This is a genomic window from Microbacterium sp. 4NA327F11 (genome assembly GCF_005503465.1).
GTDB classification, from domain to species: Bacteria; Actinomycetota; Actinomycetes; order Actinomycetales; family Microbacteriaceae; genus Microbacterium; species Microbacterium ginsengisoli.
This window is the reverse complement of sequence record NZ_SCOB01000015.1, coordinates 38123-58251: the sequence shown is the minus strand read 5'-3', so window position 1 is coordinate 58251 and position 20129 is coordinate 38123. Positions and strand designations below refer to the sequence as shown.

Below are 20129 nucleotides of genomic sequence, written 5' to 3'. Positions count from 1 at the left end.
GCACCACCGATGCACCACCGAGAGGAGAAGCACCATGAAGCACAGCACACGAAGGATGCTGGCGCTCGGCGCCGCCGGCGTCGTCGCGGCGATCACGCTGAGCGCGTGTTCCACGTCGTCGACCCCGTCGTCGAGCAGCAGCGCGGGACTCACCCACGTGACCCTGCAGCTGCAGTGGGTTCCGCAGGCGCAGTTCGCGGGGTACTACGCCGCCGTCGCCCAGGGGTTCTACGAGAAGGAAGGCCTCGACGTCACGATCAAGGAGGCCGGCACCGACACGGTGCCGATCGACGTGCTCGCGTCCGGCGACGCCGACTTCGCGATCTCCTGGGTGCCGAAGGTGCTCGGCTCGATCGAGAAGGGCACGAACGTCACCGACATCGCGCAGATCTTCGAGCGCTCGGGCACCACGCAGATCTCCTTCAAGGACAAGGGCATCACCACGCCCGCGGACCTCAAGGGCAAGAAGGTCGGCAGCTGGGGCTACGGCAACGAGTGGGAGCTGTTCGCCGGCATGCAGAAGGCCGGAATCGACACCACGAAGGACATCACCCTCGTGCAGCAGGCGTTCGACATGAACGGATTCCTGTCCGGTGACATCGACGCGGCACAGGCCATGACGTACAACGAGTACGCGCAGGTGCTCGAGACGATCAACCCCGCCACCGGCAAGCTGTACCAGCCGAGCGACCTGAACGTCATCAACTGGAACGACTACGGCACCGCGATGCTGCAGGACGCCATCTGGGCCGACACCGCGAAGCTCTCGAGCGACCCGGCGTACGCCGACACCGCGGTGAAGTTCATCAAGGCGTCGATCGAGGGATGGATCTACGCCCGCGACAACCCGCAGCAGGCGGCGGACATCGTGACCCAGGCCGGGTCCACCCTCGGCACCAGCCACCAGCTGTGGATGACCAACGAGGTCAACAAGCTGATCTGGCCTTCGACGAGCGGAATCGGCATCATCAACAAGAACCAGTGGGACCAGACGGTCGGCATCGCCCTCAACACGAAGAACGAGACCGGCTCGACGATCATCACGAAGGATCCGCCGTCGACGGCGTACTCGAACGAGTACGTGCAGAAGGCGCTGGACGAATTGAAGGCCGAGGGCGTGGACGTGACGGGCAGTGGCTTCACTCCCCTCACGGTCACCCTCAAGGAGGGCGGCAACTAAGCCGCCGCGCGGGGGCCCGGGTCGTTGTCCGCCCGGGCCCCCGCATCACCGAATCAGACACGAAAGCACCCCATGAGCAGCGACCCCACCCTCGACACCCTCACGAGCGAACTCGACCGTGCCCACGTCTTCCACTCCTGGTCGGCGCAGGGATCCCTCGCGCCCCTCGTCATCGCCGGCGGCGCCGGCACCCGCGTGTGGGACCACTCGGGTCGCACCTACCTCGACTTCTCGAGCCAGCTCGTCAACGTCAACATCGGCCACCAGCATCCGGCCGTCGTCGCGGGCATCGTCGCCCAGGCGGAGCTGCTGACGACGATCGCTCCGTCGACGGCGAACCTCACCCGCGGGCAGGCGGCGGAGCGCATCGCGGGACTCGCGCCCGACGGCTTCGAGAAGGTGTTCTTCACCAACGGCGGCGCCGACGCGAACGAGAACGCCATCCGCATGGCGCGGCTGGTCACCGGGCGCGACAAGGTCATCTCGCGCTACCGCTCGTATCACGGCAACACCGGGGCGGCGATCGTCGCGACGGGTGACTGGCGCCGCATCCCGAACGAGTTCGCCCGCGGACACGTGCACGTGTTCGGCCCATATCTCTACCGCAGCGAGTTCTGGGCCACGACCCCCGAGGAGGAGTCGGCCCGGGCGCTGCACCACCTCGAGCGCGTCATCCAGGCGGAGGGCCCGTCGACGGTCGCGGCGATCCTGCTGGAGTCGATCCCGGGCACCGCGGGCGTCATGGTGCCTCCGCCCGGCTACCTCGCGGGGGTGCGGGAGATCTGCGACCGCTACGACATCGTGCTGATCCTCGACGAGGTGATGGCCGGGTTCGGTCGCACCGGGCGCTGGTTCGCCTTCGAGGACTTCGATGTGCGCCCCGACCTCATCACCTTCGCGAAGGGCGTGAACTCGGGCTACGTGCCGCTCGGCGGCGTCATCATCTCCGACGCGATCGCGTCGCAGTTCGACGAGCGGGTCTTCCCGGGCGGACTCACCTATTCGGGACATCCGCTCGCGACGGCGGCCGCGGTCGCGACGATCGATGCGATGAAGGCCGATGGCATCGTCGAAAATGCGCGCCGCATCGGGGAGGACTCGATCGCACCCCGCCTGGCGGAACTGGCGGAGAAGCACGCCGCGATCGGCGAGGTGCGCGGCACCGGCGTCTTCTGGGCGATGGAGCTCGTCGCCGACCGCGCAACCCGGGAGCCGCTGCCGGCGGCCACGATGGGCGCGATCAAGAAGGAGCTGCTCGCCCGCGGGCTGCTGCCGTTCGTGCAGGACAACCGCATCCACGTGGTGCCGCCCTGCATCGTCACCGACGACGAGGTGGCCGAGGCCTTCGCCGCCTACGACGAGGTGCTGACGCTGGTGTCGTGACAGGTGCCCGGGGGCCGCGGCATCCGCGACGCACCCCCGGTCGCCCTCGCACCCGCACGATGTCGGAACGTTTCACCGACACACCGTGAGTGGATGCCGCGGCGCGGCGCGTCCGCAGAAGGTTCCGACCTTGTGCGGCGGCGGGCCGAGCCCGCACGGCGGCGCGGCAGAGCCCGCCGCCGTCAGACGGCGAGCGGGCGGTTCTCGAAGAACGTCTGCAGCACGACGGTCGTGCGGGTCGAGACGCCGGCCGTCTGACGGATGTCGCGGATCAGCGTCTCGAGGTCGCGGGGCGTCGCGACGCGCACGAAGAGGATGTAGCTCGCGTCGCCGGCGATCGAGTGGCAGGCCTCGATCTCGGCGATGTGCGCGAGCCTCTCAGGGGCGTCGTCGGGCTGTCCGGGGTCGAGCGGGGTGATCTCGACGAGGGCGGCGAGCGGCTTGCCGACGGCCTCGGGGTCGACGACGGCGCGGTAGCCGGTGATGACCCCGCGGGTCTCGAGCTTGCGCAGCCGCGACTGCACGGCGGAGACCGACAGCCCCACCCGCTCGCCGAGCTGTGCGAGGGTGACGCGTCCGTCGGCGAGCACGGCGCGCACGATCTCGAGGTCGGTCGCGTCCTCGACGGGAACGGGCGAGTCGTCGGGGGCGGATGTCGCGGCGTCGGCCATGTCGCGAGACTACCAGCGGAATGTCGGTCCATCGGAGGATTTCCGGCATGAAGAGCGAATTGCCGTAAGTATTCCGTTAGCATGGAATCAGAACCCGGTTTCTCCCCCGTGCGCCGATCGGAGGCCTCATGTCCGTCACCGCGATCACCCCCGACATCGCGATCGATCCCGCTCTCGCCCACGGCGTCGAGCGCGACCCGGCGTGGCTCGCCCTGAAGGACGCGGCGACCGCGCTGCAGCAGCTGCAGGGCGCCGACGGCGCGGTGGCCGCGGCATCCGATCTCGAGACGGCCCGTGCGCACGTGCGCGAGGTCATCGCCGCCGTGCACGCGCTCGCGCCGCGCTTCCCCCACGACGCCGCCTATCTCGACGCGCTCGTCGTCGACCTCGCCCGCTGGAGCGACGACGGCCTGGGCGTGCCCGACTTCCTCGACGCGCTCGTCGCGTTCCAGCCGCAGCGGCACCGGGTCGATGGCCTGCGTCACCTCGTCGTCTTCCCGATGTACACCCAGAACGGCTCCCGTGCCCGCCACCTCGAGGCGCTCGTGTGCGAGGTCATCTGGCCCGAGTTCGTCGACCGCCTCGAGCAGACCTACACGAACCGACTGTTCCTGTCGCTGCGGCTGCTCGACTTCACGCCCGGCTACGACACCGACTCGGCCGTGCTCTTCCCCGAGACGGTCGCGATGCGGGAGATCCCGACGTTCACGTGGGGCGCGATCTTCCAGGACCGTGAGGCGGCCCGGTTCCGGCGGGTGGTGGCCGCGGCATCCGAGATCACCAAGCTCGACCTCCCCGCGGGCGCCGCCGCCCTGCTCGCCGACCAGGCCCTCGCCGAGCAGACGTTCGTGATGTGGGATCTCATCCACGACCGCACCCACATGCGCGGCGACCTGCCGTTCGACCCGTTCATGATCAAGCAGCGCATGCCCTACTTCCTTTACTCGCTCGAGGAGCTGCGCTGCGACCTCACCGCCTTCCGTGAGGCGGTCGCCCTCGAGCGCGCACTGTCGGCCCGCATCGACGACGGAGACGAGCTGGATGCCGCGGCCCGCGCCATCCTCGAGCACGCGCCGCTCGTGCAGTACGCGGTGATCTTCGACCGCATCTTCCGCTTCGCGATCACCGGCACCCGCGTACGCAACTACGACGGGCTCGGCGGCCAGCTGCTGTTCGCCTGGCTGCACCAGCGCGGCGTGCTGCACTGGACCGACACCGCGCTGACCTTCGACTGGGACGGCGTGCCCGACGCGGTCGTCGCCCTCGGCGAGGCGATCGACGAGCTCTACTGGCGCTCGATCGACCGCCCGAAGGTCGCGCACTGGCTCGCCGCCTACGACCTCGTCGCGTCGGTCGTCACCCCTCACCCCGCATCGCACTGGGCCGCAGGCCTCAATCGCGATGTGCTCGCCGGGGCGCCCTCGGGCTACACCGACGCGGTGCTCGACGACGAGTTCCCGTTGTCGATGTTCTACGAGGCGCTCGAGAAGAAGATGCGCACCGTGATCGCGTCGACCCGCGGCATCCGCGGCACCGACTGAGCACGCCCGCGCTTCTAGGCTGGAGTGACCATGGACACCCTGCATGACACCGCCGTGCGCGGATTCGCCTCCGACAACTACTCCGGTGTGCACCCCGAGGTGCTCGCCGCCCTCGCCGCGGCGAACGGCGGGCATCAGATCTCCTACGGCGAGGACGCCTACACCGAGCGCCTCCAGCACGTCGTGCGGGGGCACTTCGGGGCGGATGCCGCGGCGTTCCCGGTGTTCAACGGCACCGGCGCGAACGTGACCGGCCTGCAGTCGATGCTGCCGCGGTGGGGCGCGGTGATCGCGGCGTCGACAGCGCACATCAACGTCGACGAGGGCGGGGCGCCCGAGAAGGTCGCCGGCATCAAGATCCTCTCCGTGCCCACCGACGACGGCAAGCTCACCCCCGAGCTCGTGGACCGCGAGGCCTGGGGCTGGGGCGACGAGCACCGCGCGCAGCCGCTCGTCGTCTCGATCACCCAGTCGACCGAACTCGGCACGCTCTACACGCCCGACGAGATCCGGGCGCTCGCCGACCACGCGCACGGCCACGGCATGCGCCTGCACCTCGACGGCGCACGCATCTCCAACGCGGCCGCCGCCCTCGACCTGCCGCTCGCCGCGTTCACCCGCGACGTCGGCGTCGACGTGCTGAGCCTCGGCGGCACCAAGAACGGGGCGCTCGCGGCGGAGGCCGTGGTGGTGCTGGATGCCGCGGCATCCGAGGGTCTGCCGTACCTCCGCAAGCTCAACATGCAGCTCGCCTCGAAGATGCGCTTCGTCTCGGCGCAGCTGCTGGCCCTCTACGACGGCGACCTGTGGCAGCGCAACGCCCGCCACGCGAACGCGATGGCCGAGCGCCTGCGCGCCGGGGTCGAGGCGGGGCTTGCCGACGGGTCGATCTCGGGCGTCTCGTTCACGCAGCCGACGCAGGCCAACGGCCTGTTCGCGGTGCTTCCCGAGGGCGTCGCCGACCGGCTGCGCGGGTCGTTCCGTTTCTACGACTGGGATGCGTCGCGCCGCGAGGTGCGTTGGATGTGCTCGTTCGACACCAGCGAGCACGACATCGACGCGTTCGTCGCGGCGATCGCGCGGGAGACGTCGGCGGCCTAGACCCCAGGGCCTGGGCGCCATCCGCGGGGTCACGGTGAGCGCGCGCCTGCGCAGGCGCAGTCAGCGCACGGGGCGGACAGGCCCTCAGCCCGCCGGCCGGCGAGAGCGCAGCTGCGCCCACACGACGGCCACGATCGTGCCGATCACCACGCCGATGAGCGTGTCGAGCACCCGGTCGACGAGCAGCTCCTGCGGCGAGGTCGGGGCGGCCAGCTCGACCATCGACAGCGCGAGCGGGGTGACGAACACCATCGTGATGCCGTAGTTGCGGCCGACGAACAGCTCGGCCCCGACCTGGCAGACGACGGCGACGGCGATCGTGGCGAGCGGTGGCAGGTGCAATGCGAGCAGTCCTGCGGCGAGCACGACGCCGATGAGGGTGCCGACGAGTCGCTGGATGCCGCGGGCGACCCGCGCGTTCAGGTGCGCGCCACCGAGGGCGGCCACCGCCGCGACCATCGCCCAGTACCAGTGGGTGCCGAGGAGGGCGAGACCCGTGAGGCCGGCGAGCAGGGTGCCGATGCCGGCCGTGGCGCCGAGCTCCCAGGCGGACCGGTAGGACGGTGGCGCGGGCCGTGCGGAGCGCGGGGCGGCGCCGCGCCGCAGCGTGCCCCACGCCGCGAGGGCACCGGTCACGAGCAGCGTCCAGGCGACGGCCGCGCCACCGATGATCGCAGGCTCGGGCAGGGTGGCGAACGTCGCGGGGATGCTGGCCGCCGCGCCGCCCGCGAACACCGTGAACAGGGCGCCCGGCGGATGCCAGCGCGCACGGTGGGCCAGCACCGTCACGAGCGCGGCCATGACCGCGACCACGATCACGCGCACGACGTCGTCGACGCCCGCGGCCGACAGTGCGGTGCCGATCGTCATCGTCACGATGATCTGGATGCCCGCCGCCAGCTGCATGCGCAGCCGGTCGCCGTAGCGGTCGAAGCGGCCGTAGAGCGAGGCGAACGTGCCGAAGGTGGCGTAGATGCTGAGGTCGAGGCGTCCGAGCGCCCACAGCACGACGAGCGGGACGGCGAGGCTGACCGCCACCCGGAGCGCCACGCGGTGTGCGCCACCGCTCGGCCCGACGCGCAGCACAGCGCGCATGACCCCGGTCGGGGCGTCGGGGCGCGGTGTGCCGGTCATTCGCCCGCGAGCCACGCCCGATAGGCGTCGAACGCGAACGGCCGGCCGAGGAACTCTTCGACGAGCTCGCGCGCGTCGCGGGTGCCGCCGCGCTCGAGCACCTCGGTGCGGTAGCGGGCCGCGGCATCCGGGTTCATCAGATCGCCGTCGAACGCCGACAGCAGATCGCGGGCGATGACGAGGCTCCACTGATACGTGTAGTAGCAGGCGCCGTACCCCGTGAGGTGGCCGAACCCGGCATAGGGATGCACACCGCGCAGCGGCTGCACCGGGCTCGTCGAGGCGTAGAACCGCTCGGTCGCGCCCTGCAGGTCGCCCGGCCGGTCGACGTGCAGTCGGTACGAGACCGTCGCGTGACCGAGCTGGCGGCGCACCTCGAGCGCGCGGCCGAAGGCGTCGGCGGTGCGCATGCGGGCGACGAGGTCGGCGGGGATCGGCTCGCCTGCGGCGTTCGCCGCGAACGACCCGAGCACGCCCGCGTCCCAGGCCCACTCCTCGAGCAGCTGGCTCGGCGCCTCGACGAAGTCCCACTCGGTCTGGATGCCCGTGAACCGCGCCCAGCGCTGCCCGCCCGCGAGGATGTCGTGCACCAGGTGCCCGAACTCGTGGAAGAACGTGACGACCTCGTCGTGTTCGAGCAGCCCGCGCGAGAAGTTGCACAGCAGCACCGCCTCGGGCAGCTGCCGCCCCTCGATTCCCGGGACGAGCGGGAAACAGGCGGCGTGGCTGTACTTGCCGGGGCGCGGGTGCAGGTCGAGATGGATGCGTCCGAGCGCCGTGCCGCCGCGCACGACGTCGTAGGACGCGACATCCGGATGCCACGTGGGCGCCGCGACCTGCACGTACTCGATGTCGAGCAGGCGCCCGGTGACGTCGAGGATGCCGTCGCGCACCCGCTCGAACGGGAAGTAGGAGCGCACCAGCTGTGCGTCGACGTCGTACTCCTCGCGCTTGATCGCGCCCAGCACGTACCAGAAGTCGGCGATCGTGACCTCGTCTACGTCGGGGGCGTCCTGCCGCAGGCGCGCGAGCACGCGGGCGTACTCGGCGGACGAAGCGAGGTCGCTCGCGATGTCGAGGCGCTCGAGGAACGCCGGGATCGCGGCGCCCGAGCCGATCATGCGGGTCTCGGTCTCGTACTCGGCCCAGTCGGCGTAGCCGAGCAGGCGGGCGCGCTCGGCGCGCACCTCGAGCAGCTCGGCGAGCACCGACTCGTTGTCGGGCCAGGCGAGGTCGTTGTAGGCGGCGACGAGGGCGAGGCGGGTCTCGCGCACCCGCGCGTACTCGCGCACCGGCATGAGGTCGGTGTACTCGGTCGTGAGGGTCACGAGGCCGTCCTCGTCGACCGGATGCGCGTCGATGAAGTCCTGCGGGAGACCTGCGAGCCCCTCGGCGGGCACGCGGATCTCACGACGGCCGTCACGGATGTTGCGGGAGAACGCCAGGCTCAGCGCGGTGTCACGTTCGACGAGGGAGCGCACCCGCTCGCGGGTCTCGGCGTCGAGGTCGACGCCGCCGCGGCGGAAGTCGCGGCGGATGTGGGACAGCAGGCGCTGCTCGAGCGGGTCGAGGGCCGCGGCATCCGCGGCGGCGAACACCGCCCACAGGTCGGGGTTCAGCAGGCGGGCGGCGGCGAGCGCCTCGGCCTCCTGCGCGGCCGACTCGGCGGCCTCGCGCACGGCCGCGTCCGGGTGCGACTCGCTGATCAGGTAGGCGGCGCCGAGCAGCTCGCCGAGCGCGATGTCCGCCTCATTCCACAGCTCCAGCCGCTCGATCGGTGCGAGCGAGGCATCCTGCACGAGGCGCCAGTCGACGTCGGAGACGACCGCGGTGCGGTCGGCGGCGAAGGCGGTCACGAACGGGAGCCACGCGTCGGCGGCCTCAGGGAACTGCAGCGGCTCTCTCACCCTTCGAGACTAGGGGGCGCCTCAGCGCAGTGCGCCGACGCTCGCGAGCGCCAGACGGATGAGCGTGCCGCGGCCGCCCTCCATCTCGGCCGAGAGCGTGTCGGATGCCGCCTCCTCCGGCGTCATCCAGGTGACCTCGAGAGCATCCTGGCGCGGCTCGCACGTGCCCGTGACCGGCACGACGAACGCGAGCGACACGGCGTGCTGACGCTCGTCGTAGAAGGGGCTGACACCGGGGATCGGGAAGTACTCGGCCACCGTGAACGGGTTCGGCTGGGGCGGAAGCAGCGGGAAGGCCATCGGCCCGAGGTCGTTCTCGAGGTGACGGAACAGAGCGTCGCGCACGGTCTCGCCGTAGCGCACCCGCCCCGACACCAACGTGCGGGTGATCTCACCCAGCGGCGTCGCACGCAGCAGGATGCCCACCTGCGTCACGGTGCCGACGCCGTCGGTGCGCACGGGCAGCGCCTCGACGTAGAGCATCGGCAGTCGACGTCGCGCCTCGGTGAGCTCGACGTCGGTGAGCCATGCCGGGTTCGGGCCGCCGCCCGACTCGGCGAAACCGCCTGCGAACGATCGGAACGGGTCGCGCGGCACCTCGCCGCGCGCGTCGTCGTTCCCCTCCGAGGGGTCGGGATCGGGAGTGCGCACCGCCATGCCTCCTGTATACCCCACCGCGTGTGACGCACAGATGTCGACCGGGGCCGGCGGCGCAGAACGGATGCCGCCGTGTCGGGGCAGTGCGGCAGGATGGGCCCGTGAGCGAGATCCCGTCCCTCGACGGCAGCGCCGTGCGCTACGCCGCCCCGCTGTCCGACCGCGGCGACCGGCCTGTGCTGTTGCTTCTTCACGGCTACGGCTCGGATGAGAACGACCTGGTGGGCCTGCTCCCCTCCCTCCCGTCCGAGTACCTGGGCGTCTCGCTGCGCGCGCCGATGCCCGCACCGTGGCCGATGTCGGGGCACCGCTGGTATCCCATCGACGACCTCGACGGCCGCGACCCGGCGGCGATCACCGCGGCCGCCGAGCGCGTGCTCGACTGGGTCGACGAGAACGTGGATGCCGCGGCATCCGTCGGTCTCCTCGGGTTCTCGCAGGGCGCGGCGGTGTCGCTACAGGCGCTGCGACTGCGCCCCGAGCGCTTCGCGTTCGCGGTGAACCTGTCGGGCTACGTCGCACCCGGCGGGCTGCCGACCGACACCGAGCTCGCCCGGCTGCGCCCGCCGGTGTTCTGGGGCCGCGGCGCGCGCGACGAGGTCATTCCGGCGGCGCTCGTCGAGCACACCGTGCGGTGGCTCCCCGACGTCGTCGCGCTGAGCGGCCGTGTGTATCCCGGCCTCACCCACAGCGTCTCGGAGGCGGAGCTGGCCGACGTGCACGCGTTCCTCGTGGCACGACTCGGCGACATCCGCGAGGCGTCGGCGGATCCGCGGGGCTAGCCGCCGCGCGCGGGTCGCGGATAGACTGCCCGCGTCCTGTTCCGAGTGTGAGGATCTTCCGGTGACATTGATCGACGGTTCCCTGTCCGCCATCTGGCGCTGACACCGTCGAGTCACCGTTTCGCGGTGCGGGCGCGCTTCGAGCGTGAGCCCCGGTGTCGGTGCACCCACCACACCCGGGAGACCCCATGTCATCCACCGCACCCGCGGTCGTGCTCGACCGCGTCACGTTCACCTGGCCCGACGGCACCACGGCGCTCGAATCCGTGTCGGGCGCATTCGGCGCCGGGCGCACCGGACTCATCGGGCGCAACGGCGCCGGCAAGTCCACCCTGCTGCAACTCATCGCCGGGCATCTCACGCCCGCGGCCGGCGCGATCAGCACGACGGGCACCGTCGACCATCTCGCCCAGACCCTGACGCTCGACGTCCATCGTCCGGTCGCGGACCTCCTCGGAGTGGGCCGGTCACTGCGCGCCATGCGCGCGATCGCCGACGGCGATGTCGACCCGGCCCGGTTCGAGGAGGTCGGCGACGACTGGGACGTCGAGGCCCGCGCGGGCGCAGCCCTGGCCGACGCAGGCCTCGACCCGGGGATGCTCGATCGACCCGTCGGCGCGCTCTCAGGAGGGGAGGCCGTGCTCGCGGCGGTGTGCGGCATCCGCCTGCGACGCGCGCCGATCACCCTGCTCGACGAGCCGACCAACAACCTCGACCGCGATCACCGCGACCGTCTCGGCGCGCTCGTCACGGCCTGGCCGGGCGCGCTCATCGTCGTCAGTCACGACACGACACTGCTCGACCTGATGGACGAGACCGCCGAACTCTACGCCGGGCGGCTCACGACGACCGGCGGCGGCTACGCCGCGTGGCGCGCCGCGCTCGAGACCGCGCAGGATGCCGCGCGACGCACCGAGTCCGCAGCTGCCGGCGACCTGCGGCGGGAGAAGCGTCAGCGCATCGCTGTGCAGTCGACGCTCGCGACCCGCGGGCAGCAGGCCGCGAAGGCCGAACGGGAGAAGCGGGTGCCGAAGATCGTCGCCCACGGCCGACGCGGTGCCGCACAGGTCTCGGCCGGACGCCTGCGCAGCGAGGCCGGCCGGAAGGAGGATGCCGCGCGTGCCGCACTCGACGCGGCCGGGCGACTCGTGCGCGATGACCCATCGATGCGCATCGTGCTGCCGGCGCCTGACCTCTCGCCGAGCCGGCGGGTGCTGACCGTTTCCTCGGGCGCGCGCGAATGGGTGGTGCGCGGGCCGGAGCGCATCGCGATCATCGGTCCGAACGGCGCCGGCAAGTCGACGGTCCTCGGCGCTCTGGTCGCCGAAGCCGGGGTCGTCGCCGTGCCGGCCGGCGAGGTGCGGGTCGCCGTGACGGTGCCGCATGTCGGCTACCTGCCCCAACGGGTCGACGGACCTTGCGACGATCGATCGGTGCTCGAGAACGTCGCCGGGGAGGCGGCATCCGTCGACGTCGTGAGGTTGCGCAACGACCTCGCCCGGTTCCTGCTGCGCGGAGCCGTTGTCGACCGGCCTGTGTCGAGCCTGTCCGGCGGCGAACGGTTCCGCGCCGCGCTCGCCCGGCTGCTGCTGGCCTCGCCACCCCCCGAGCTGCTGGTGCTCGATGAGCCCACCAACAACCTCGACCTCGACACCGTCGATCAGGTCGTCGACGTGCTGCGCGGCTACCGCGGCGCCGTGGTGGTGGTCAGCCACGACGATGGCTTCCTCGCGCGACTCGGCCTCGACCTCGTTCTCGAGCTGCGGGACGGGGTGCTGCGCGAGGTCGAGGCGCCCCGTTAGGGTGGGGCGGCTCAGCGTTCGCCGGACTGCGGCCGACCGATGAGGCGATAACGCCCGGTGACGGCGCCGAGCAGCCATTCGATCGGGCCGAGGCCGACGACGCGCCACCACCCGAGCCCGATCAGCACGAGCCCCGGCACGAGCACCAGCCACAGTCCCCATTCGGTGCGCTGGTATCCGATGCCCATCGACCACCACCACGCGATGAGCGCGATCTGCAGCACATACAGGCTCAGCGCGACCGAACCGCACGCCCGCAGGGGCACCGCCAGCACCCGCAGCACCCGCCGCAGGGCGGGTGAGCGCACGCCCGCGAGGCCGGCCACCCCCGCGTAGACGAGCAGCACGAGCGCGAGGTCGTGGGCTGTGTCGATCCACCCGCCCGACGACCATCCGCCGGGAAGCGTCGCGCTCGCGATCGGCTCCACCGCGGCGAGCATCAGCCCGACGCCGGCGATCGGGCCGAGCGCGGCACCCGCGGGCATTCCACGACGTGCGGCGAGCACACCGAGCAGGAACATCGGCAGAAGGCTCAGCAGGCGGTAGTTGGCGCCGAGGGCGACCCACCGCGCGGCATCCGCCGCGATCGGCACCGAGAGGTCGGCGACCGCAGGCGCGAGCAGGAGCTGGGCGGTCTGCACGAGCGGCTCGGCGAGCAGAACGAGCGCCGCCGCGATGCCGACGATCCACACCGACGAGAGCACGAGCAGCGGCGCCGCGACGATGAGCAGCACGCCGAGGTAGGCGAGCACGACGTCGACCCATCCGCCCCACGCGGCGAGCCAGACACCGAGCACGATGAGGATGACCCCGCGCGCCATCTGCTGCACCACGACGACGCCCCGCCGACCGGGAACGGTGCGATCCCACACCAGCTGTGCGGAGATCCCCATGACGAACGCGAACAGCGGGGACGCCAGGTCGTTCAGTTCGTCCATCGCGAGGTCGATGGGCGCCGGCATCCCGCGCAGCAGGGCTCCGTCGGCGTGGGCGATGAGCATCGCGACGATCGCGATGCCGCGGAGCACGTCGGGCACAACGAGGCGACCGATCTGACGCCGGGGCGCGACCGGGGCATGGGATGCGGTCTGGAGGGGGTGCGACATCCGCTCTTCTTCTCCGGGGGGGTGGAGCGTGCGGCCATGCTAGCGAGGCCGCATGTCGAGGGTGTTGCGGGCCGCGCGACGACGGATCAGGCCGGGGTGGGAGCCGCGGGCGTGCGACGCAGTCGTCGACGCACTGCGACCACCCCGACGACCACGAGACCGAGGAGCGCGAGCAGGCTCGTCACGTGCAGGGGCATGGCCCACGGCGACGCGTCGGCACCGGCGATGCCATAGGTGTCGGCCAGCGCCATGCCGGCGCCGAACGACGCGAAGATGTACGCCGGCTCCCCGAGCACGAGCAGCGCGAGGTAGATCGCCGTGGCGGCCAGCACCCCCGCGGACCGCTCGACGATCACGACGACCAGCATCACGACCGCGAGTGCCACGCCGATCCCGAGCACGATGCCGACCGTGAGTTCGTCGAGCGACTCGCCGGCGGCCTCGACGTCGGCGCGGATCGCGGCCAGATCGGAGCCAGGCCAGGCGGCGAGCGGATTGAGCACGAGTACCTGAACCGCGGCGAGCGCCGCATAGGCGATGACGAGCACGGTGCCGACCACGGCGACGGTGATCGCCGCACTCCGCCCGCGCGCCGCCGTCATAGCCACACCATAGCAACGGGCCGCAGCGCAACCGGGCGTCGATGTCGGCGCCCGGCGGGAAGATAGAGGGATGAGCGAGGTGCTCGATCGGTTCTCGCCTGCCACGCAGGACTGGTTCCGTGGCGCCTTCGCGGCCCCCACCACCGCCCAGGTGGGCGCGTGGGAGGCGATCTCGGGAGGCCGGAACGCACTGGTGGTCGCGCCGACCGGCTCGGGCAAGACGCTGTCGGCGTTCCTCTGGGCGATCGATCGGGTCTTCCGCGAGAAGTCGGCGACTGCTCCGGCGACGGATGCCCCCTCCACCCGCATCCTCTACATCTCACCCCTGAAGGCACTCGGCGTCGACGTCGAACGGAACCTGCGCTCACCGCTCGTCGGCATCGGCCAGTCGGCACGACGCCTCGGGCTCGATGTGCCCGCGGTGACCGTGGGCGTGCGGTCGGGCGACACGACCTCGGGCGACCGGCGCAGACTCGTGCAGACGCCGCCCGACATCCTCATCACGACCCCCGAGTCGCTCTACCTGATGCTCACGTCGCAGGCGGGCGACACCCTGCGAGGGGTGCACACGGTCATCGTCGACGAGGTGCACGCGGTCGCGGCCACGAAGCGCGGGGCGCACCTGGCCGTGAGCCTGGAACGGCTCGACGACCTGCTCGACCGTCCCGCCCAGCGCATCGGCCTGTCGGCCACGGTGCGCCCGATCGACGCGGTCGCCGGCTTCCTCGGCGGTGCCGCACCGGTCGACATCGTCGCGCCCCGCGCCTCGAAGACCTTCGACCTGTCCGTCGTCGTGCCCGTCGACGACATGCTGCATCCCCCACCGCCCCCGGGTGAACCGCCCGCTGCGGGCGGGCGTGAGGAGGCGGCATCCGACGACTGGTTCGCCGAGGGCACGTCGAACACCGAGATCACCGGATCGGTGTGGCCGCACGTCGAGGAGGCGATCGTCGACCGGGTGCTCGAGCGCCGGTCGACGATCGTCTTCGCCAACTCGCGACGCCTCGCCGAACGACTCACCGGGCGGCTGAACGAGATCTACGCGGAGCGCCTGGGGCTCGACCTGCCGACCGCCTCGGCGCCGCCGGCCGCCGTGATGGCGCAGGCCGGCGCGACCGCCGGGGCCGACCCCGTGCTCGCGAAAGCGCACCACGGCTCGGTCTCGAAGGAGCAGCGCGCGCAGGTCGAAGACGAGCTGAAGTCGGGCGCGCTGCGATGCGTGGTCGCGACCTCGAGCCTCGAGCTCGGCATCGACATGGGCGCGGTCGACCTCGTGATCCAGGTCGAGGCGCCGCCGTCGGCGGCGTCGGGTCTGCAGCGCGTGGGCCGCGCCGGCCACCAGGTCGGCGAGGTGTCGACGGCCGCCCTCTTCCCGAAGCACCGCGGCGACGTGCTGCACACGGCGGTCGTCACCGAGCGCATGCTGCACGGACAGATCGAAGAGGTGCGCATCCCGCAGAACCCGCTCGACATCCTCGCCCAGCAGACGGTGGCCGCCGCCGCCCGCGGGGCGATCGACGTCGAGGCCTGGTTCGAGACCGTGCGGCGCAGCGCCCCGTTCCGGTCGCTCCCACGCTCGGCCTACGAGGCCACCCTCGACCTGCTCGCCGGGCGCTATCCGTCAGACGAGTTCGCGGAGCTGCGACCCCGCGTCGTGTGGGACCGCGACGCCGGCACCCTCACGGGGCGACCCGGCGCGCAGCGCATCGCCGTGACGAGCGGCGGCACGATCCCCGACCGCGGCCTGTTCGGCGTGTTCGTCGCCGGCGAGACGCAGAACGCGCGAGTGGGCGAGCTCGACGAGGAGATGGTCTACGAGTCGAGGGTGAACGACGTCTTCACCCTCGGCACCACCAGCTGGCGCATCGTCGAGATCACCCATGACCGCGTGAACGTCGTGCCCGCGTTCGGGCAGCCCGGCAAGGTGCCGTTCTGGCACGGCGACGGCATCGGGCGCCCCGCCGAGCTCGGCGAGGCCCTCGGCCGCTTCTCGCGCGAGGTGTCGGCCGCGGGTCGCGAGAAGGCCGTGCCCCGCCTCGTCGAGGCGGGGCTCGACGAGAACGCGATCGACAACCTGCTGGCCTACCTCGACGAGCAGAAGGAGGCTACCGGCTCGGTGCCCACCGACCGGCAGCTCACCGTCGAGCGCGGTCACGACGAGGTCGGCGACTGGCGCATCATCCTGCACTCCCCCTACGGCATGCAGGTGCACGCGCCGTGGGCGCTCGCGGTCAACGCGCGCATCCGGGAGCGCCTCGGCGTCGAGGGCTCGGCGGTCGCGAGCGACGACGGCATCATCGCGCGCATCCCGGACGCGACGAGCGAGCCACCCGGCGCCGAGCTGTTCGTCTTCGACGCCGACGAGCTGGAGCAGATCGTCACCGACGAGGTCGGCGGGTCGGCTCTCTTCGCCTCTCGCTTCCGCGAATGCGCCGCGCGCGCCCTGCTGATGCCGCGTACCAACCCGAACCGGCGCAGCCCGCTGTGGCAGCAGCGGCAGCGCTCGGCGCAGCTGCTCGAGGTGGCCCGCCGGCATCCGACGTTCCCGATCATCCTCGAGACCCTCCGCGAGGTGCTGCAGGACGTCTACGACCTGCCCGCCCTCACCCGCATCGCCCGCAGCATCGCCGACCGGCGCATCCGACTCGTCGAGACCACCACGACGCAGCCGTCGCCCTTCGCCCGCGACCTGCTCTTCGGCTACGTCGGCGCGTTCATGTATGAGGGCGACTCGCCGCTGGCCGAGCGCCGCGCCGCCGCGCTCTCGGTCGACCCGGCGCTGCTGAGCGAACTGCTCGGCAAGGTCGAGCTGCGGGAGCTGCTCGACCCCGCGGTGATCGCGCAGTTCGAGCGGGAGGCCCAGCGCCTCGACCCCGGGCGGCGGGTGCGCGGGCTCGAGGGGGTCGCCGACCTGCTGCGCCTGCTCGGCCCTCTCGACGCCGACGAGATCGCCCTGCGTCTGCAGGCCGATGACGACGAGGATGCCGCGGCCACCCCGGCCCGCGCCAGCGCGCTCGCGCACGACCTCGTCGACGCGCGCCGCGCGATCGCGGTGACCATCGCCGGACACCCCCGCTTCGCCGCGATCGAAGACGCCGGGCGCCTGCGCGACGCGCTCGGCGCGGCGCTGCCGGTGGGCATCCCGACGGCGTTCCTCGAACCGGTCACCGACCCGCTCGCCGACCTCGTCGCCCGCCACGCACGCACGCACGGTCCGTTCACCGTCGCCGCGGTCGCCGAGCGGCTGGGCCTCGGCGCCGCCGTCGCCCGCCACGCCCTGCAGCGCCTCGACGCCGTCGGACGGGTCACGAGCGGATACTTCCTGCCCGAGGCATCCGGGTCGACCGACGACCTGGAGTGGTGCGACAGCGAGGTGCTGCGTCGACTACGGATGCGCTCGCTCGCCGCGATCCGGGGCAGCGTCGAACCGGTGCCGCCCGAGGCGTTCGCACGCTTCCTGCCGGTCTGGCAGCACGTCACACGTCCCCTCGAGGGCGTCGACGGCGTGCTGCAGGTCGTCGAGCAGCTCGCGGGGGTGCCGATCCCGGCGAGCGCCTGGGAGTCGCTCATCCTCCCGTCGCGCGTGCGCGACTACACACCGGCGCTTCTCGACGAGCTCACCGCGTCGGGAGAGGTGCTGTGGTCCGGGCACGGCACCCTGCCCGGCAGAGACGGCTGGATCGCGCTGCATCCGGCGGATGCGGCATCCGTCACCCTCGCCGCACCCGACGACGACGCGACACCCGGAGAGCTCGAGCGGGCTGTGCTCGAGGCGCTCGCGAACGGCGGAGCGTACTTCGCGGCACAGCTGCGGCAGGCGACGGGCGCCGAGAACGAGCAATCGGTCATCGAGGCGCTGTGGGCGCTCGCCTGGGCCGGGCGCATCACGAACGACACGTTCGCGCCGGTGCGGGCGCTGCTCGCCGGCGGCTCGCAGGCCCACCGCGTCGCGCGGCGCGCCCCGCGGGCACGGATGTACCGCGGCACGCCGATCGCCCGGCCGGCGGCGCCGCCGCGCCCCGCGGCGATCGGCGGACGCTGGTCGCTGCTGCCGGAGCCCGAGACCGACCCGACCGTTCGCGCCACCGCGGCCGCCTCGCTGCTGCTCGACAGGTACGGCGTCGTCACCCGAGGCTCGGTGCAGAACGAGGGACTTCCCGGTGGCTTCGCGCAGGCCTACCGCGTGCTCGCCGGGTTCGAGGAGGCGGGGCACTGCCGCCGCGGCTACGTGATCGAGAAGCTCGGCGCGGCGCAGTTCGCCGCCTCGTCGACGATCGACCGGCTGCGCGAGCACGCCGCGCTCGCCGATCCGCCGCCGCTCGAGGCGGTCGCTCTCGCGGCCACCGACCCCGCCAACCCCTACGGCGCCGCCCTCGCCTGGCCCGGGCTCGACGGCATCACGCACCGCCCCGGCCGCAAGGCGGGCGCGGTCGTCGTGCTCGTCGACGGTGCACTGGCGCTCTACCTCGAGCGCGGCGGCAAGACCGCGCTCGCGTTCACCGACGACGAGGCTGTGCTCGCCGCGGCATCCCGTGCCCTCGTCGCGACGGCGCGCGGCGGGCGCCTCGACACTCTGACCGTCGAACAGGTCAACGGCGTGTTCGTGTTCGGCACGCCCGCCGGTCGCGCGCTGCGGGAGGCGGGATTCGTCGAGGCGACGCGCGGGCTCACGCTGCGGCGCCAGCTCGAGGGCGCACGTGCCTGAGGGCGACACCGTCTTCCAGACTGCGCGCCGGCTGCACGAGGCGCTCGCGGGCGACGTCGTCACCCGGTTCGAGCTACGCGTGCCGCAGGTCGCGACCGCCGATCTCACCGGCGAGACCGTGCACGGCGTGATCCCCCGCGGAAAGCACCTGCTGCAGCGCATCGGCGACATGTCGGTGCACTCGCACCTCAAGATGGAGGGCCAGTGGCACGTCTACCGTCCCGGTGAGGCGTGGCGCGCACCGGCCTTCAAGGCCCGGGCGATCGTCGGCACCACCCGTGCCCTCTCGGTCGGGTTCGACCTCGCCATGATCGACGTCGTGCCCACGGACCACGAGGACGAGCTCGTCGGCTACCTCGGTCCCGACACGCTCGGACCCGACTGGGATGCCGTGGAAGCCGCCCGACGCCTCAGCGCCGACGAGCGGCCGGCCCACGTCGCCCTGCTCGATCAGCGCAACCTCGCCGGTCTCGGCAACGAATACGTCAACGAGCTGCTGTTCCTGCGGGGCATCGACCCGCACACCCCGGCGAGCGCGGTCGACACGCTCGCTCTCGCGCACGCAGGAGCGCGCCTCATCCGCGGCAACCGCGACCGCGCCCGTCGCACGTTCACCGGCATCGACAAGCCGGGGCAGCGCACGTGGGTCTACCGCCGCGCCCGCCAGCCCTGCCGGCGATGCGGGACGACGATCGCCGAGACCACGCTCGGCGCCGACCCCACCGCGCAGCGCAACGTCTTCTGGTGCCCGCGCTGCCAGCCGGCCCTCTGACGCGGCATGATGCCGCGGCCCGCACGGCCGCGCGCCGCACCCCACAGAGCCATCCCCACACATCCACCCCCACGCAGCCACCCTTCCCAGAGCAGCACCCCAGAACCAGAAGAGGTCTCCGTCGCTCGCAAAGGTGCGCACACAGGAAACACTCACATCGCAGGTCGTCACCTCGATCCGCGCCGCCATCAAGGACGGCACGATGCCGGGCGGCGTGCTGCACTCGGTCGGCTCGATCGCCGACCAGCTCGGCGTCTCCCGTACGCCCGTGCGCGAGGCAGTGCTGCAGCTCGCGAACCTCGGGCTCGTGGAGATCCAGAAGAACCGCGGCTTCATCGTCATCGAGCACGACCCGGCCGATCTCGAGCGCATCTTCCAGATCCGCTCGTGGCTCGAGGTGCCGGCCGCGGGCCTCGCCGCCCAGGCCGACGCGAAGGCCAAGCAGCGCATCCAGCACGCCTACGACCGCATGCTCGAGGTCGCCGCCGCCGGCCGCTCCGCCGACCTCGAGCGCTACGACGCCCAGTTCCACTCCGCGATCCTCAGCGCCACCGGCAATGCGCGACTCGCGAGCATCGTCGACGACCTGCGCGACCTGCTGATCAACCGTCGCCACACCACCACCGACCGTCTGCACAGCCCGATCGACATCGCCCACGATCACGACGAGATCCTGCGCGGCATCATGACGGGCGACTCGGCTCTGGCCGAGGCCGCGATGCAGGAGCACCTCAGCCGAATCCGCGGCGACGTGCTCCACATCCTCGCGACGTCGTAGCCGACACG

The 20129-nt window shown here is 72.1% G+C and carries 15 protein-coding genes; 9 read left to right on the top strand and 6 right to left on the bottom strand.

From position 1 onward, the window contains the following. The first annotated feature begins 34 nt into the window (after nucleotides 1–34). Together FFS51_RS10690 and FFS51_RS10685 are read left to right on the top strand one after the other, a co-directional pair. Nucleotides 35–1180, top strand: a complete 1146-nt coding sequence (locus tag FFS51_RS10690) for an ABC transporter substrate-binding protein (RefSeq protein WP_045247424.1) — start codon at nucleotides 35–37, stop codon at nucleotides 1178–1180. 72 nt (nucleotides 1181–1252) lie between these two features. Continuing rightward, the gene (locus tag FFS51_RS10685; protein ID WP_137878331.1) at nucleotides 1253–2563 is read left to right on the top strand and encodes an aspartate aminotransferase family protein; all 1311 of its coding nucleotides are present in this window, start codon (nucleotides 1253–1255) and stop codon (nucleotides 2561–2563) included. Between the two features lie 182 nt (nucleotides 2564–2745). Here FFS51_RS10685 and FFS51_RS10680 read toward each other — a convergent pair whose 3' ends face one another. Beyond that, complete coding sequence (locus FFS51_RS10680) at nucleotides 2746–3234, bottom strand: Lrp/AsnC family transcriptional regulator (RefSeq protein ID WP_045247422.1); 489 nt, start codon at nucleotides 3232–3234, stop codon at nucleotides 2746–2748. A gap of 128 nt (nucleotides 3235–3362) precedes the next feature. Here FFS51_RS10680 and FFS51_RS10675 point away from each other — a divergent pair, with 128 nt between their 5' ends. Together FFS51_RS10675 and FFS51_RS10670 are read left to right on the top strand one after the other, a co-directional pair. After that, nucleotides 3363–4775, top strand: a complete 1413-nt coding sequence (locus tag FFS51_RS10675; protein ID WP_212742811.1) for a DUF6421 family protein — start codon at nucleotides 3363–3365, stop codon at nucleotides 4773–4775. A 30-nt stretch (nucleotides 4776–4805) separates the two neighbouring features. After that, nucleotides 4806–5876, top strand: coding sequence for a threonine aldolase family protein (locus FFS51_RS10670; protein WP_137878330.1), 1071 nt, complete (start codon nucleotides 4806–4808; stop codon nucleotides 5874–5876). Nucleotides 5877–5960: 84 nt separating this feature from the next. Here the strand turns inward: FFS51_RS10670 and FFS51_RS10665 are convergent, their stop codons facing one another. The 3 genes from FFS51_RS10665 to FFS51_RS10655 are packed head-to-tail and all read right to left on the bottom strand — an operon-like array spanning nucleotide 5961 to nucleotide 9574. Continuing rightward, the gene (locus FFS51_RS10665) at nucleotides 5961–7010 is read right to left on the bottom strand and encodes an FUSC family protein (RefSeq protein ID WP_249352710.1); all 1050 of its coding nucleotides are present in this window, start codon (nucleotides 7008–7010) and stop codon (nucleotides 5961–5963) included. Then, nucleotides 7007–8917 (bottom strand): M3 family metallopeptidase, encoded by a 1911-nt coding sequence (locus FFS51_RS10660; protein WP_137878329.1) that lies wholly within the window; start codon nucleotides 8915–8917, stop codon nucleotides 7007–7009. Before FFS51_RS10660 ends, FFS51_RS10665 begins: the two co-directional genes overlap by 4 nt. A gap of 21 nt (nucleotides 8918–8938) precedes the next feature. Continuing rightward, the gene (locus FFS51_RS10655) at nucleotides 8939–9574 is read right to left on the bottom strand and encodes an NUDIX hydrolase family protein (RefSeq protein ID WP_056518746.1); all 636 of its coding nucleotides are present in this window, start codon (nucleotides 9572–9574) and stop codon (nucleotides 8939–8941) included. Between the two features lie 101 nt (nucleotides 9575–9675). Here FFS51_RS10655 and FFS51_RS10650 point away from each other — a divergent pair, with 101 nt between their 5' ends. Then, entirely contained in the window at nucleotides 9676–10356 is a 681-nt protein-coding gene (locus FFS51_RS10650) for an alpha/beta hydrolase (RefSeq protein ID WP_137878328.1), read from the top strand. A gap of 188 nt (nucleotides 10357–10544) precedes the next feature. Beyond that, nucleotides 10545–12158, top strand: coding sequence for an ATP-binding cassette domain-containing protein (locus tag FFS51_RS10645; RefSeq protein ID WP_137878327.1), 1614 nt, complete (start codon nucleotides 10545–10547; stop codon nucleotides 12156–12158). Between the two features lie 11 nt (nucleotides 12159–12169). On the opposite strand, the gene FFS51_RS10640 is transcribed toward FFS51_RS10645, so the two are convergent. Both FFS51_RS10640 and FFS51_RS10635 read right to left on the bottom strand, forming a co-directional pair. Then, nucleotides 12170–13264, bottom strand: coding sequence for a heparan-alpha-glucosaminide N-acetyltransferase domain-containing protein (locus tag FFS51_RS10640; protein ID WP_137878326.1), 1095 nt, complete (start codon nucleotides 13262–13264; stop codon nucleotides 12170–12172). 86 nt (nucleotides 13265–13350) lie between these two features. Further along, nucleotides 13351–13866 carry a hypothetical protein gene (locus FFS51_RS10635; RefSeq protein ID WP_137878325.1) on the bottom strand — a complete coding sequence of 172 codons (516 nt, stop codon included), beginning with the start codon at nucleotides 13864–13866 and terminating at the stop codon, nucleotides 13351–13353. Nucleotides 13867–13936: 70 nt separating this feature from the next. Here FFS51_RS10635 and FFS51_RS10630 point away from each other — a divergent pair, with 70 nt between their 5' ends. From FFS51_RS10630 to FFS51_RS10620, 3 genes are all read left to right on the top strand, one after another. Then, a complete protein-coding gene (locus FFS51_RS10630; protein WP_137878324.1) occupies nucleotides 13937–18571 on the top strand; it encodes an ATP-dependent helicase in 4635 nt (1544 codons plus the stop codon). Further along, nucleotides 18564–19343 (top strand): DNA-formamidopyrimidine glycosylase family protein, encoded by a 780-nt coding sequence (locus FFS51_RS10625; RefSeq protein ID WP_137878323.1) that lies wholly within the window; start codon nucleotides 18564–18566, stop codon nucleotides 19341–19343. The genes FFS51_RS10630 and FFS51_RS10625 overlap by 8 nt, the downstream gene beginning before the upstream one ends. 133 nt (nucleotides 19344–19476) lie before the next feature. Then, nucleotides 19477–20121 (top strand): GntR family transcriptional regulator, encoded by a 645-nt coding sequence (locus FFS51_RS10620; RefSeq protein WP_045247412.1) that lies wholly within the window; start codon nucleotides 19477–19479, stop codon nucleotides 20119–20121. Nucleotides 20122–20129: the final 8 nt, after the last annotated feature.

Bases quoted from the DNA above. Each gene is read 5' to 3' on its own strand.
- FFS51_RS10680 (WP_045247422.1), bottom strand. From the start codon at position 3,234: ATGGCCGACGCCGCGACATCCGCCCCCGACGACTCGCCCGTTCCCGTC.
- FFS51_RS10645 (WP_137878327.1), top strand. From the start codon at position 10,545: ATGTCATCCACCGCACCCGCGGTCGTGCTCGACCGCGTCACGTTCACC.
- FFS51_RS10685 (WP_137878331.1), top strand. From the start codon at position 1,253: ATGAGCAGCGACCCCACCCTCGACACCCTCACGAGCGAACTCGACCGT.
- FFS51_RS10690 (WP_045247424.1), top strand. From the start codon at position 35: ATGAAGCACAGCACACGAAGGATGCTGGCGCTCGGCGCCGCCGGCGTC.
- FFS51_RS10665 (WP_249352710.1), bottom strand. From the start codon at position 7,010: ATGACCGGCACACCGCGCCCCGACGCCCCGACCGGGGTCATGCGCGCT.
- FFS51_RS10675 (WP_212742811.1), top strand. From the start codon at position 3,363: ATGTCCGTCACCGCGATCACCCCCGACATCGCGATCGATCCCGCTCTC.
- FFS51_RS10670 (WP_137878330.1), top strand. From the start codon at position 4,806: ATGGACACCCTGCATGACACCGCCGTGCGCGGATTCGCCTCCGACAAC.
- FFS51_RS10655 (WP_056518746.1), bottom strand. From the start codon at position 9,574: ATGGCGGTGCGCACTCCCGATCCCGACCCCTCGGAGGGGAACGACGAC.
- FFS51_RS10635 (WP_137878325.1), bottom strand. From the start codon at position 13,866: ATGACGGCGGCGCGCGGGCGGAGTGCGGCGATCACCGTCGCCGTGGTC.
- FFS51_RS10640 (WP_137878326.1), bottom strand. From the start codon at position 13,264: ATGTCGCACCCCCTCCAGACCGCATCCCATGCCCCGGTCGCGCCCCGG.
- FFS51_RS10630 (WP_137878324.1), top strand. From the start codon at position 13,937: ATGAGCGAGGTGCTCGATCGGTTCTCGCCTGCCACGCAGGACTGGTTC.